A 13,855-nucleotide genomic window follows, 5' to 3' on the forward strand; every position below is an offset into this window, starting at 1 on the left:
TGTCCTGCCGAGAACCCATCTTCGCACCTGTCGGCGCCGAGCGGGACGCCGGGCCGGGCAGTGAGACGTCTGATCGATCACATGACCGGGCCCGGCGCCCCTCAGGGGCGAGAGGCTGCATCCATTCGCGGCTCCGCCGTGTGGGCGCGATCGGCCCCCGCCGGCCCGCACCCGCCGTACGACGGGCCCGGGCCGGACCAGTGGGCGATCCTCAGCCCAAGTCACCCGCAGCCGTGATCTCCGCCAGCCGCACCAGCGTCCGTACGGCCGACCCCGTCCCGCCCTTGGGCGTGTAGCCGAACGGCCCCTGTTCATTGAAGGCGGGTCCCGCGATGTCGAGGTGCGCCCATGTGATCCCCTCGCCCACGAACTCCTTGAGGAAGAGTCCGGCGACCAGTCCCCCGCCGTACCGCTCGCCCATGTTGGCGATGTCGGCGGTGGGGGAGTCCATCCCCTTCTTCAGGTGGTCCGGAAGCGGCATCGGCCACGCCGCCTCGCCGACCTCCTCGGCCGCCTCGTACACCGCCGTACGGAACGAGTCGTCGTTCGCCATGACACCGAACGTCCGGTTGCCCAGCGCCAGCATCATCGCGCCGGTCAGCGTCGCCACGTCGACGATCGCGTCCGGGGTCTCCTCGGAGGCCTTGGCGAGCGCGTCGGCGAGGACGAGCCGGCCCTCGGCGTCGGTGTTGAGGACCTCGACGGTCTTGCCGCTGTACATGCGCAGCACGTCGCCGGGGCGGGTCGCGGAACCGGAGGGCATGTTCTCGGCCAGCGCGAGCCAGCCGGTCACGTTGACCTCAAGACCCAGCCGCGAGGCGGCGACGACCGCGGCGAACACGGCGGCGGCGCCGCTCATGTCGCACTTCATCGTCTCGTTGTGCCCGGCCGGCTTCAGCGAGATGCCGCCCGAGTCGTAGGTGATGCCCTTGCCGACGAAGGCGAGGTGCTTCTTCGCCTTGGAGGAGGTGTACGACAGCTTCACCAGGCGGGGCGCGGACGCGGAACCGACGCCGACGCCGAGGATGCCGCCGTAGCCGCCCTTCTCCAGGGCCTTCTCGTCGAGCACCTGCACCTTGATGCCGTGCTCCTTGGCCGCGGCCTGCGCGACGGCCGCGAAGGCCTCCGGGTTCAGGTCGTTCGGCGGGGTGTTGATGAGGTCACGGGCGCGGTTCAGCTCCTCGGACACGGCGGTGGCGCGCTCGATGGCCGCCTTGAACGCCTTGTCGCGAGGCTTGCCGCCGAGCAGCGTGGCCTCGGCGAGCGGGGCCTTCCCGTTCTTGGCGTCCTTCCCGCTGCCGTTGCTCTTGCCGTTCTCCTTGTAGACGTCGAAGGAGTACGCGCCGAGCAGCGCGCCCTCGCCGACGGCGCCCGCGTCGGCGGCGTCCTCGATCGGCAGGGCGAAAGCGGCCTTCTTCGTACCGGCGAGGGCACGTGCGGCGACACCGGCCGCCCGTCGCAGGGTCTCCCCGGAGAAGGAACCGTCCTTCTCCGGCAGAGCACCGAGACCGACCGCCAGCACGAGCGGTGCCTTGAAGCCGGACGGAGCCGGCAGCTTCGTCACCTCGCCCTCGCCGCCCGAGGCGCCGAGGGTCTCCAGAACGCCGGCGAGCCTGCCGTCGTACGCCTTGTCCACGGCCTCGGCGCCCGGTGCCACGACCAGGTCCCCGGACTTGGGCCCGGTGCCCTTGGCGACACCGACGACGATGGCGTCGACCCGCAGGCCGGGTGCCGCGGCGGTGCTGAGAGTGAGAGCAGTCACGGTGGTGAAATCTCGCTTCCATTGAGTTGCTGTGGCCGTCAGGGGTGAGGCCGGCCGGGGCGGTGGAGTCCCGGGCACGAGCCTACGCGCGGTGGCGCGTTTCGCTCATTCCAGCGGACGTTCATCCGTGCGTGGTGGCCTGGCCACTTATCACCCCTCACTTCTGTGACCTGAGACACACTCCTGCTGTTTGCGATGAGTAACCCACTCGTCGCTTTGCATGATTTCCACGGATCCTCCTCGAAACGACCATCAGGGGATCTTGTGGGGGGAGGGGCGGAACATGGCGCAGAGTGCGCACAGATGGAGAAACGCGGCCGCTGTCATGGCGGCCGCCGGTCTGCTGAGCCTGGGGCTGGGAACTCCCGGAGCCTCGGCGGCGGAAGAGCCGCGCATCGATCTGAAGGTGCTCGTCGTCGACAACGGCGACAGCCCCGTGGAAGCCATCACGGAGGAACTGAAGACCACCGGCATCCCGTACACGACCGTCGACCTGAACGACTCCGGCCGCCCGACCATCACCGAGGCGTTCCTGAGCGAACCCGCTGACGGAGCTGACGGCGCACCGCGCGCCAAGTACCAGGGCGTCGTACTGCCCAACGAGGCGCCGTTCGGGTCCGGTTCGGCCGAGCAGACGGCCCTGGAGACGTACGAGAGGACCTTCGGCATCCCCCAGGTCGACGCCTACACCTGGGCGCACCCCGGGGTCGGCCTCGACTACACGAACGCGGGCGGCTGGGCCGGCACGCTCGACGGCCGCGAGGCGGCGGTCACCACGGCCGGCGGGGCGGGCTATTTCGGCTACCTCGACGGCCCCCTCGCATTCGAGGACAACTCGCCCTCCGTCCAGGAGAGTTACGGCTACGTGGCCCGGCCCCGCGCGGGCTTCACCAGCTACGTGGACATCGCGGTGCCCGGCGGGAGCGGCCGTGGCAGCCTGATCGGCGAGTACGCGCACGACGGACGTCGCGAACTCGTCGTGACCTTCGCCTACAACCACTACCAGCAGCAGTTCCGCGTCCTTGCCCGCGGCATTGTCGAATGGCTGACTCAGGGCGTACACCTTGGTCAGAACAGGAACTATTTTTCTGTCCATGTCGATGATGTGTTCGCGCCCGACAGCCGCTGGGACACCGAACGCAACTGCACCCCCGGCGACTTCGACTGCGTGGGCGGTGACGGCGAGGGGACCACGCCGATCCGTATGACCGCGGCCGACGCGGTGTACGCCGCCCAGTGGCAGCGGGACAGCGGCTTCACCCTCGACATGGTCTACAACGCCGGGGCGGGTGAGGAGTGGAAGAGCGAGAACGGCAACGTCGACGCGCTGACCGACCAGCTCCTCGCCGACAAGGGCGAGTACCGCTGGGTCAACCACACCTACACGCACCCCTTCCTCGGTTGCGTCCAGGACACCAGCACCGTGCCGTGGAGCTGCGCGAAGAACGCCGACGGCTCGACCCAGTACATGAGCCGCGCCGACATCTCGGCGGAGATCCGCGAAAACAACCTGTGGGCGGCGAGCCACGGACTGCCCGTCGACAGCAGCGAGTTGGTCACCGGTGAGCACTCGGGCCTGAAGACCCTGCCCCAGCAGCCGGACGACAACCCGAACCTCGCGGGCGCCCTCGCGGACAACGGTGTCGACTGGACCGCCTCCGACAACTCCCGTGAACCGCAGCAGCGTTCGGTGGGCAGCACCCTGACCGTGCCCCGCTACCCGATGAACGTGTACTACAACGTCGGCACGGCCGAGGAGATCACTGACGAGTACAACTGGATCTACACCTCGAAGGCCGACGGCGGCAGCGGCATCTGCGAGAACAACCCCACGTCGACCTGCCTCGACGACCCGCTCGACACGGCGACCGGCTTCGAGTCGTACATCCTCCCGCAGGAGGCCCGCACCGCCCTCGGCCACGCCGTGGGCAACGACCCGCGCCCGCACTACGTGCACCAGTCCAACCTGGCCGAGGACCGGCTGCTCTACCCGGTCCTGGACAAGGTGCTCGCCGACTACCGCGCGCTCTACGCCGACAACGCCCCGCTGCAGAACCCCCGGCAGAGCGCCATCGGCACCGAACTGAAGCGTCGCGCCGCCTGGCAGGAGGCCGTCGCCGACGGTGACGTCACGGCGTACCGCGTCGGCACGACCGTCACCGTCACCGCCCCGTCCGGGACACAGATCCCGGTGACCGCACCCGAAGGGACACTCAAGCAACTCCTGCTGGGCACCACCGCGTTCGGGACGCCGTACGCGGGAGAGCGATCGGCCTGGACCACGCCGGACGCTCTGCAGACAGCCCTCACCCTGAGACTGCCCGCATAACGGAGACAAGCGCCGCAGCACGACGCGGGCCCCGGCCAAAACCGGCCGGGGCGCGCCACCGAGCCGTAAGAAATGTTCCAGGGGGGAACACGCATGATGAGCACAGGCCGTCATGTCACCATGCTCACGGAGGGCACGTATCCACTGGTCCACGGCGGGGTCAGCACCTGGTGCGACCAGCTCGTGAAGGGGATGCCCGAAGTCGAGTTCAACGTCGTCTCGCTCGCCGGCAACGGCCGTGAACCCGTGACCTGGGAGCTGCCGGGCAACGTCTACCAGCACACGTCCGTACCGCTGTGGGGCACGCTGCAGGGATCCCGGCGCGCACCGCGCGGCCCCGCCCGCCGCCGCTTCATCGACACCTACGAGCGGTTCCTGCTGTCCTTCCTCGACCCCGAGGCGCACTGCGACTTCGGCGAGGCCTTCTACGAACTCGCCCAACTCGCCCGTGACGGAAAGCTGTCGGCGGCCCTGCGCACCGAGGCCGCGCTGCGCTCGCTGATGTGGATCTGGACCATGCCGCACCTCCAGATCGCCCAGGCATGCCCCACCGTGCACGACGCGCTGACCGCCACCGACCTGCTGGAGCACGCGCTGCGCCCGCTGGGCGTCCGGCTGCCCGAGAACTCCGTCTCGCACGCCACCGGCAGCGGTCTGGCCACGCTTCCCGCCCTGGCCGCACGGCAGTTGGACGGCATCCCGTTCCTGCTCACCGAGCACGGCATCTATCTGCGCGAGCGCTACCTCGGCTACCGCAGCGACGCACAGCGGTGGCCCGTCAAGGCCCTGATGCTCGGCTTCTACCGCGAACTCAACACCCTCGGCTACAAGGCGGCCGACCTGATCACCCCGTGCAACCAGTACAACCGCCGCTGGGAAGAGCGCGGCGGCGCCGACCCCGACAAGATCCGTACCGTCTACAACGGCGTCGACCCCGCCGCCTTCCCGCACGCCGGACCCGAGCCGGACGTACCCACGCTCACCTGGTGCGGCCGCGTCGACCCGATCAAGGATCTCGAAACGCTGCTACGCGCGTACGCCATGGTGCGCGCCGAACTCCCCGAGACCAGGCTGCGGTTGTTCGGCCCGGTGCCGCCCGGCGGAGAGGCGTACAAGACCAGGCTGGAGAAGCTCGCCGCCGAACTGGGCGCCACGGACGGGCTCACCTTCGAGGGCCGGATCAGCGAGGTGTGGCGGGCCTACGCGGCCGGGCACGTCGTGATGCTCTCCTCGATCTCGGAGGGCTTCCCGTTCTCGATCATCGAGGCCATGTCGTGCGGCCGGACCACGGTCTCCACCGACGTGGGCGGCGTCAGCGAGGCGGTCGGCGACACCGGGCTCGTGGTGCCGCCGCGCGAGCCCGAGAAGATGGCCGCCGCCGCGCTCGTCCTGCTGAGGGACGACGAACGACGCCTGGAACTGGGCCGGTTGTCCCGCCAGCGCGTCATCGAGCGCTTCACGCTCCGCCGTTCCGTGGACGCCTTCCGGACGATTTACCAGGAGCTCGCGGGCCTGCCCGAGGTGTACGAGCCCACGCTGGAGACCGTCGCCGACTGGACCCTCGAACTGCGCGACCCCTGGTACCAGGCCGTCGCGACGGACGGGACCGGCTGGTGAGCGGATCGATCCGGATGCCGCCCGGCTCGCGGCCCGACACCCTGCCCTATGTGCCGCGCCAACGCCGTCCCAGCTGGGCGGAGCCCGACCCGGTGGACGAACTCGCCAAACGGCTGGAGGAGTTCATAGCCGCCGCCGTCCACCCGGACGAGATAGCCGCGCTCCTGGAGTCCGACGGAATGTCGGACGACCAGATACGCGAGAAGTACGGCTGCAAGGACTCCTTCTCGCTCGCCGAGGAGCTGTACGAGCGTGTCGAGCGCCGCCATCCCGAACCCTCGGGACCGGCCCACGATCCCTGGGAAATCGGTCTGCTGGGCTGCCTGTTGAGAGGCGTCGTCTTCGCACTGCCCGGCCTCGGATACGTCCTCGGGGCACCTCTCCTTGCGGGCCCGCAGGACGGCCTCGGGCTCCCCGCCGGTACGGTCCCGCTGCTGGCCGGCGCCCTGTGCGGCTGGACCTGGAACCAGGGGCTCGCCCACCGGGCGTACTCCTGGCTGGGGTTGGGCGACAAGGCGGCCTCCCGCCGCTCGCTTCTCGTCGGGGCACCCATGGGCGCCCTGCTCGGCTCACTCGTCGCACTCGCCGTCGCCCCCGGGCACCTCGGCGCGGTCGCCTTCGCCGCCGGCCAGTCCTGCTACCTCGCGGCCGCCACGGTACTGCTCGTGATGGGCCGTGAACGGGCCCTGCTGGCCGCCCTGTTGCCCATGGCGGCCGGTGCCGTACTGGCGATGGCCCAGCCGGTCCCCGAGGCCGCGAGACTGGGCCTGCTGCTCGGCTCACTCGGCATCGTCGGCGCGCTGGCCGCGATCGAAGTCGCCCCGGCCGTACGGCAGTCGGGGGACGGGACACGGATCGGCTGGTCCGCCGGGTTCGCGGCCCTGCTGCCCTTCGGCGGCGCCCAGGAGACCAAACGGCCGCGCAGCGCCTCGCCCTGGCTCGCCGGCTCCCTGCCGTACGCCTTCTTCGGCCTCGGCAGCGGCGTCCTCGTCGTGTTCGTGGCGCTCGGCGACGTCCTGGCCGACGTGTCGTCGACCGCCGCGGTCGCCGCCCCGGCCGCCGTGGCGCTCACGCTGAGCATGGGGCCCGCCGAGTGGCTGCTCTATCGGTTCCGCAGCGGAAGCCTCGCCGGACTGCGCTCCAGCAGCACCTCACGCGAGTTCTGGCGGACCACCGCGGGCACCCTCGTCAAATGCCTCACCGCTTACCTCGCTGCGCTGTTCCTGCTGAGCCTCGCCACGGCCGCCCTCTGGCCGCACGCACCCGGCCTCGGCGGCGTACGGCTCACCGCCCTGCTGCTCCTCGGCGTCGTCCTCTGGACCGGCCTGCTGCTCCAGTCGTTCGGCGCCGTCCTGAGCGCCGCCGTGGTCTGCTGCGCCGCGGGGCTCGCCCAGGCCGGGGCGCTGCTCGCGGACGGGGTGAGCCCGCACCTGGTCGGCCTCGTCGTGTACGGGGCCGCTGCCGCGGTGCTGGCCACCCTGGTCTGCTGGCAACTGGGAAGGGCGACCGCCCACAGATGAGCACCCTCCTCGTCCCGTACTACGAGCACCCGTCCGTCCGCCCCGCCGAATGGGAGGCGATCGTCGAGGCCGCGCCCCGCCTCTACGGGGTCGTGCTGAACCCGGCCAGCGGGCCCGGCGAGCGCCCCGACCCGGCCTTCGCCGAGGTCGCCGAGCGGCTGCGGGGGAAGGGCGTCCGGGTGCTCGGGTACGCCGACACCGACTACGGCCGCAGACCGCGCACGGAGGTCGTCCGGGATCTCACGCGCTACCGCGACTGGTACGACGCGGACGGCGCCTTCCTCGACCAAGTCGCCTCGGGGCTCGGCGACTTCGGCTACTACCAGCGGCTCGCCACGTCCGCCTGGGGCACGGGTTGCACGACCATTGCCCTCAACCACGGGGCACCGCCGCATCCCGCGTACGCCCGCCTCGCCGACGTCCTCGTCACCTTCGAGGGCACCTGGGAGGCCTACCGCAGCCTCCGCCCGGCCCCCTTCACGGGAGGCCGCACCCGTCAGTGCCACCTGGTCCACGGCGTGCCCCCGGGCGCCCCCGTGGGCGACCTGGCCCGCACCCGGGGCGCCACGATCCACTGCGCGGTCCCGGGCGAGGGGGCCCACCCCTGGGGCACGCTGCCGCATGCCTTGCGGGCGGGCTGAGTTCTTCGTGTGCGGGTGGGTGGGGGTGGTTGCGCAGTTCCCCGCGCCCCTGGGGTGGGGAGGGGTCTGCGTGGTGTGTTGGGTACGGGTGGGTGGGGGCTGGGGTCGCGCAGTTCCCCGCGCCCCTGGGTGGTGGGGCTGGCCCTCGTGTATTGGGTGCGGGTGGGTTTGGGCTGAGCGCGCAGTTCCCCGCGCCCCTAAAAGCGGGGCTGCGCCCCGGCTTTTGTCTTTTTGGGGGCGCGGGGAACTGCGCACTCGGCCACGGACCGACGTGCACGTCGTAATCCACCGGAACCTCCACGCACCCAGGGGCGCGGGGAACTGCGCACTCAGTCACGGACCGACGTGCACGTCGTATTCCACCGGAACCTTCACGCACCCCAGGGGCGCGGGGAACTGCGCAACACCAGCCCCCACCCACCCGCACTGTCACCCCACAGCAAGAACCACCAGCGCCGCGGTACCGGCAGTTTCGGCCAATCCTCCGAACACGTCTCCGGTGACTCCGCCGAACCGGCGAACGCAGTGGCGCAGCAGCAGCTCGGCGCAGCCGCACGCGGCGACCACGGCGACCGCCCCCAGCACGAGCCCGTACGTCCCGAAGAACAACCCCGCCCCCGCCGCGAGGGCGACCACACCGACCCCCACCAGCCCAGCTCCCCGCAGGGGCACCGTCCCCGCGACCGCCGCCCCCAACCCCTCCGGCCGAGCCGGCGGCACGCCGACCCGCGCGGCCAGCGTGAGCGCGAGCCGGGCCGCGACCGCCGACACGACGGTCGCGAACGCCCCCCGCCCCCAAGAGCCGCCGTAGGCCTCCGCAAGCGCCGCCACCTGGGCGAACAGCACGAACACCAGGGTGATGACACCGAACGGCCCGATGTCCGACTGCTTCATGATGCGCAGCGCGTCCTCGGCCGGCTTGCCGCTGCCCAGCCCGTCCGCGGTGTCGGCGAGCCCGTCGAGATGGAGGCCGCGCGTGAGGGCGGCAGGAACGGCGGCGGAGGCCACGGCCGCGAGCAGCGGACCCGCGCCGAGGACCAGCAGGAACAGGCCGAGCGCCGCGGCGGCGAGACCCACGACCAGCCCGGCGACCGGCGCGCACAGCATCCCCGCCCGCGCGGCCTCGCGGTCCCATCGCGTGACCTCGACGGGCAGCACGGTGAGCGTGCCGAAGGCGAATCGGAGGCCGTCGGGCCAGGAGGTCCCGGGAGTTTCCGGCGGGGGCTTGGACACCGGCGCAGGTTACCCGGCGGCCCGGAAGCCGCCCACGGCAGCCGCGGATAAAGTGCGCACATGGGGCATTGGTGGACACGGAACATCACCGAACCGGGAAAGCTGCCGCTGCTGCTGGCGCTCTCCTCCTTCGTACTGACCTTTGTGATCACCCGGATCGTCGTCCGGATGATCCGCGCGGGCAAGGGCCCCTTCGGCAACGTCGAGGCTGGCGGTGTCCACATCCACCACGTGGTCCCCGGAGTCGTCCTGACGGTGATCGGCGGCTTCGGCGCGGTGGCGAGCGGCCGGCACGGCTTCGGCTCGGCCGCGTTCGCCGTGGTGTTCGGGATCGGCGCGGGTCTCGTCCTCGACGAGTTCGCGCTGATCCTGCACCTCGACGACGTCTACTGGAGCGAGGAGGGCCGCAAGAGCGTCGAGGTCGTGGTGCTCACCGCGGCCCTGGTGGGCCTGATGCTCAGCGGCTTCCTGCCGTTCGGCGTCAACGACCTCACCGAGGACGAACTGCAGGACCGCGCGGGCGTCATCGTGAGCATCGGGCTGAACTTCCTCATCTCGCTGCTGGCCCTGAGCAAGGGCAAGGCACGTATGGCGATCTTCGGTGTGATCGTCCCGCTCGTCGCCCTGGTCGGCGCCGTCCGTCTCGCCCGCCCCGGCTCGCCGTGGGCCACGCGCTTCTACCGCAGACGGCACCGGGCCCGGGCCAAGGCCCAGCTGCGGGCCTACCATCACGACCGCCGCTGGGCGGGCCCCCGCCGCAGGCTTCAGGACTGGATCGGCGGCAAACCGGACCCGGAACCCGTGCGGTCCCTGCCCGGCGGCCGGTGACGCAGCTCGGAGATCCCGCACAGCACCAGCACGGCCGCGATCGCGGCCAGATGCTCCCTGCCCGCCAGGTTCTCCTTGAGCAGCACCTCCACCACCATGGCCGCGACGACGACCCCCGCGGTGACGTACGCGCGATACCGCCAACAGAGAAAGACCGCGAGCCCGACCACGGCCGCCGACGGCCCGGTGTCCACGACCATCGAGTCCGAGGCGGGCAGCCCCAGAAAGCCGTGCGGGCCCAGCGCGATGCCCACGCGCGCGTAGAGGGTGCCGGCCAGCGTGGCGACGTACGCGATGACGAGCGTGCGCCACCAGCCCAGACAGATCTCGGCGATCCCGAACACGAGCAGGATCTGCGCGAGCGCACCCCAGACGGGCAGGTCGAGGGCCGGTACGAAGAGGGAGAGCGGGGTGCGCAGAAGGGCCGGCCAGAGCGGGTCCTCGGCACGGACGGCACCGATGTTCTGGACGAACTGGTAGCCCCACGGCTGGTTCTGCGCGTACTGCATGAGCGCCGTCAGGCACACCGCGGCGACCGTCATGGGGATCGCCCGCCGGCCTCGCTCGACGAGGCCCGCGCGCACGGCCGCGTACAGCGGGCCCCATTCGGCGCGGGCCATCCGGGCGAGGGTGCTCATGGGCGGGCGCCGCTCTGTTCACGCGTGCTCATCGGCAGGTGACCACGGGTCCGTACGTACTCGTCTGTCTCGTCTGCCTCATCTGCGCGTACTCATCTGTGCGACTCCAAGTGCTTGCGGTGCAGCCACTTCGGCAGGCCCGGCGCCTCCAGGAACCCCTCCGCGCGGGCCGCGGCGATGCCGATGCGCGGCAGGTCACCGCTCTTCTCGAAGAGCAGGAACCGCGGTTCCCAGATGGGCCGGTACTTGGCGTTGGCGCGGTACAGCGACTCGATCTGCCACCAGCGCGAGAAGAAGCTGAGGAGCGACCTCCACAGCCGCAGTACCGGGCCCGCGCCGAGACGCGCGCCACGTTCGAAGACGGAACGGAACATGGCGAAGTTGAGCGAGACCTGCGTGATCCCGATCTCGGGGGCCCGCTGGAGGAGCTGGATGACCATGAACTCCATCAGTCCGTTCTCGGAGTCCCGGTCCCGCCGCATGAGGTCGAGGGAGAGCCCGTGCGGCCCCCAGGGCACGAAGGAGAGCACCGCTCTCAGCTCGTCCGTGCCTTCCCCCGTGCCTTCCCCCGCGCGGCTGTTCGTGCATTCGAGCATCACGCACCGGCCGTCGCCCGGATCCCCGAGCCGCCCCAGCGCCATGCTGAAGCCCCGCTCGGTGGCCCCGTCCCGCCAGTCGTCGGCCCGCTTCAGCAGGTACGCCATCTCGTCGGCCGGGATGTCCTCGTGGCGCCGGATGCGGACCTCGTAGCCCGCGCGCTGGACGCGGTTGTAGGCCTGGCGGACGGTCCGCATGGCCCGCCCCTCCAGCGTGAACTCGGCCGTCTCGACGATCGCCTCGTCGCCGAGCTCCAGCGCGTCCAGGCCGTGGCGTGCGTAGATGGTCCCCGCCTCCTCGCTCGCGCCCATCACCGCCGGGATCCAGCCGTGGGCACGCGCCTCGGCGAGCCAGGGGTCGATGGCGCCGGGCCACGCCTCGGGATCGCCGATCGGGTCGCCGGAGGCCAGCGAGACACCGCTCACGACGCGGTAGACGACGGCCGCCTTGCCGGTAGGCGACCACACCACGCTCTTCTCGCGGCGCAGCGCGAAGTAGCCCAGGGAGTCGCGGTCGCCGTTCCTGTCGAGCAGCGTCCGCAGCCGCTCCTCGTCACCCTCGGTGAGCGGGTCGACGGCGCGGCGGGAACGGAAGGCCGCATAGAAGACGGCCAGGACCAGCAGGGTGCTGAGCACGTTGATGGTGACGTTCACCCAGTTGGGAGTCGTGATCCCGGGGAAGCGGGCGTCGTCGGCGGCGACCGAGATCAGCCGCAGGGTGCCGTAGCGCCAGCGGTCGGGGAACGTCGAACGGCCGGCGTCGTGCGCGTCGTTCGTGACGGTCACCAGGAGCGCGGCGAGCAGCGAACAGAGCAGCAGTCCGCCCACCGCGACGGCCGCCGCCAGCTTCGGGTTCGAGCGGTCGCCCTTCGCGTAGAACTCGCGTCGGCCGACGAAGAGGGACGCCACGAAGGCGGCCGTCAGGGCGAGGGAGATCCAGTTCTGCGGGTACGCGCGGATCTCCGGGAAGACCATCGCGAAGGCGAACAGCAGCAGGAAGAGCCCGCTGAGTACGAGGTTGAGGATCCAGGCGGCTCGTTTGCGGCGGCGCATCGTGATCGCCAGGAACATCGTGAACGCGCCCGACGCGAAGCCCGCCGTCAGGAGGTACGGGGTGAAGTAGTTCTCGGTGTTGTGGCGGCGTACGTCCTGGCCGAGGGAGACCCATACGGCGCTCAGGAAGTTGAGGAACGCGACGAGGCGGAGGTACCAGACGGCGAACGCGGCGGCTCGCCGTGAGGCGGGGGTGGTCGGGCGGGCGCCGTCGCCTGTGCGGGCGGGGGCCCGCTCTGGCTCCGGAACCGGGGTTTGCTTGACGGCGATTCGGGCGCTTCCCATGAAACGGGATCATATAGGGCACTGTTGTGCGCGAGCGTCTACTGCGTGGGGTGGGGTGGTTGCGTTGAGGTGCGGGTGCGGGTGCGGGTGCGGGTGAGCGGGGGTTGCTCGCGCAGTTCCCCGCGCCCCTTCGTCTTTAGGGGCGCGGGGAACTGCGCGACCAGCCCCCACCGGCCCGCACCCGGCAAACCGACCCCAAGCCGCTATTCCTTCTCGGGGTCCTCGGGGTCCTCGGGGCCCTCCGGGCTCTCCGGGCTCTCCGGGCTCTCGGGCAGCTCCGCTGCCAACGCCGCCGCGGCCTGCACCAGAGGCAGGGCAAGCAACGCCCCCGCCCCCTCCCCAACAGTCACCCCATGGTCGAGCAGCGGCTCCAGCGCCATCCGATCGAACGCCTTCGCCTGGGCCGGCTCACCGCTGGTCTGCCCGGCCAGCCACCAGTCCGGCGCCCGGAAGGCGACCCGCTGCCCGACCAGCGCACAGGCCGCGGACACGACCCCGTCGAGGATCACGGGAGTCTTCCGTGCGGCACTCTGCAACAGGAACCCGGTGATCGCGGCAAGATCCGCCCCGCCCACCGCCGCGAGCAGTTGCAGCTGATCGCCGAGAACGGGCCGGGCCCGCCGCAGCGCATCCCGCACCGCCGCGCACTTCCGCATCCAGGCGAGGTCGTCGATGGCCCGCCCCCCGCGCCCGGTGACGACCGACGCGTCGGTACCGCAGAGCGCCGCGATCAGCACGGCAGCGGCGGTGGTCCCTCCGACACTCACGTCCCCGAGGACGACGAGATCGGTCCCGGAGTCCGCCTCCTCGTCCGCGACCGCGACCCCCGCGAGGAAGGCGGCCTCCGCCTCCTCCAGGGTCAGCGCGTCCTCCACGTCGATCCGCCCGGAGCCGCGCCGCACCCGATGCCGTACGACCTCGTCGGGCAGGCCCTCCGGCTCGCAGTCGAGAGCCATGTCCACCACGCGCACCGGCACCCCGAGCCGCCGGGCCAGCACCGAGACGGGGCTCGAACCGTCGAGCACGGCGCGCACCAGCTCGTCCGCGCCCCCCGCGGGCCGCGCCGACACCCCAAGTCCGGCGACCCCGTGGTCACCCGCGAACAGCACCACACGCGGACGCTCGATCGCCCGCACCGGAACGGCCGCCTGCGCGGCCGCCAGCCACTCACCGAGGTCGTCGAGGCGTCCCAGGGCCCCGGGCGGCACGACCTGCCGCTCCCGGCGCGCCTCGGCGTCACGGCGCACACCGCCGTCGGGGCGCTCGATCAGATCGGTGAAGTCGTCGAGATTAAGCGAGCTCATTCGCCGAACAGTACCGCCAGTGATCGGGCCGGTCTCCTGACGGTCGGTC

Annotated in this window: 10 protein-coding genes; 5 read left to right on the top strand and 5 right to left on the bottom strand. The window is 71.4% G+C overall.

Translation table 11 applies throughout. The features are described from left to right. Positions 1 to 211 precede the first annotated feature (211 nt). Positions 212 to 1,762 (bottom strand): leucyl aminopeptidase, encoded by a 1,551-nt coding sequence (locus ACZ5VQ_RS41060; RefSeq protein WP_469109456.1) that lies wholly within the window; start codon positions 1,760 to 1,762, stop codon positions 212 to 214. Positions 1,763 to 2,045: 283 nt separating this feature from the next. On the opposite strand from ACZ5VQ_RS41060, the gene ACZ5VQ_RS41065 reads away from it, so the two are divergent. The 4 genes from ACZ5VQ_RS41065 to ACZ5VQ_RS41080 all read left to right on the top strand — a co-directional run bounded on the left by ACZ5VQ_RS41065 (position 2,046) and on the right by ACZ5VQ_RS41080 (position 7,869). Then, positions 2,046 to 4,091, top strand: a complete 2,046-nt coding sequence (locus tag ACZ5VQ_RS41065) for a hypothetical protein (protein WP_469109457.1) — start codon at positions 2,046 to 2,048, stop codon at positions 4,089 to 4,091. A gap of 93 nt (positions 4,092 to 4,184) precedes the next feature. Further along, positions 4,185 to 5,708: a GT4 family glycosyltransferase PelF gene (gene pelF, locus ACZ5VQ_RS41070; RefSeq protein WP_469109458.1), complete on the top strand. Its 1,524-nt coding sequence runs from the start codon at positions 4,185 to 4,187 to the stop codon at positions 5,706 to 5,708. Beyond that, the gene (locus ACZ5VQ_RS41075; protein ID WP_469109459.1) at positions 5,705 to 7,228 is read left to right on the top strand and encodes a hypothetical protein; all 1,524 of its coding nucleotides are present in this window, start codon (positions 5,705 to 5,707) and stop codon (positions 7,226 to 7,228) included. Before pelF ends, ACZ5VQ_RS41075 begins: the two co-directional genes overlap by 4 nt. Then, the gene (locus tag ACZ5VQ_RS41080; RefSeq protein ID WP_469109460.1) at positions 7,225 to 7,869 is read left to right on the top strand and encodes a spherulation-specific family 4 protein; all 645 of its coding nucleotides are present in this window, start codon (positions 7,225 to 7,227) and stop codon (positions 7,867 to 7,869) included. The genes ACZ5VQ_RS41075 and ACZ5VQ_RS41080 overlap by 4 nt, the downstream gene beginning before the upstream one ends. 429 nt (positions 7,870 to 8,298) lie before the next feature. Here the strand turns inward: ACZ5VQ_RS41080 and ACZ5VQ_RS41085 are convergent, their stop codons facing one another. Continuing rightward, positions 8,299 to 9,102: an adenosylcobinamide-GDP ribazoletransferase gene (locus tag ACZ5VQ_RS41085; RefSeq protein ID WP_469109461.1), complete on the bottom strand. Its 804-nt coding sequence runs from the start codon at positions 9,100 to 9,102 to the stop codon at positions 8,299 to 8,301. A gap of 60 nt (positions 9,103 to 9,162) precedes the next feature. Here ACZ5VQ_RS41085 and ACZ5VQ_RS41090 point away from each other — a divergent pair, with 60 nt between their 5' ends. Beyond that, on the top strand, positions 9,163 to 9,930 hold the full coding sequence (locus tag ACZ5VQ_RS41090) for a hypothetical protein (protein WP_469109462.1): 768 nt from the start codon (positions 9,163 to 9,165) through the stop codon (positions 9,928 to 9,930). On the opposite strand, the gene ACZ5VQ_RS41095 is transcribed toward ACZ5VQ_RS41090, so the two are convergent. The 3 genes from ACZ5VQ_RS41095 to cobT form a co-directional block, all read right to left on the bottom strand. After that, on the bottom strand, positions 9,867 to 10,568 hold the full coding sequence (locus ACZ5VQ_RS41095; protein WP_469109463.1) for a hypothetical protein: 702 nt from the start codon (positions 10,566 to 10,568) through the stop codon (positions 9,867 to 9,869). The two genes, ACZ5VQ_RS41090 and ACZ5VQ_RS41095, sit on opposite strands and share 64 nt — an antisense overlap. Before the next feature lie 92 nt (positions 10,569 to 10,660). Continuing rightward, positions 10,661 to 12,502: a phosphatidylglycerol lysyltransferase domain-containing protein gene (locus ACZ5VQ_RS41100; RefSeq protein ID WP_469109464.1), complete on the bottom strand. Its 1,842-nt coding sequence runs from the start codon at positions 12,500 to 12,502 to the stop codon at positions 10,661 to 10,663. 203 nt (positions 12,503 to 12,705) lie between these two features. Beyond that, positions 12,706 to 13,806, bottom strand: a complete 1,101-nt coding sequence (gene cobT / locus ACZ5VQ_RS41105) for a nicotinate-nucleotide--dimethylbenzimidazole phosphoribosyltransferase (RefSeq protein ID WP_469109465.1) — start codon at positions 13,804 to 13,806, stop codon at positions 12,706 to 12,708. Between the last annotated feature and the right edge of the window lie 49 nt (positions 13,807 to 13,855).

Source organism: Streptomyces sp. NPDC033178 (genome assembly GCF_055577685.1).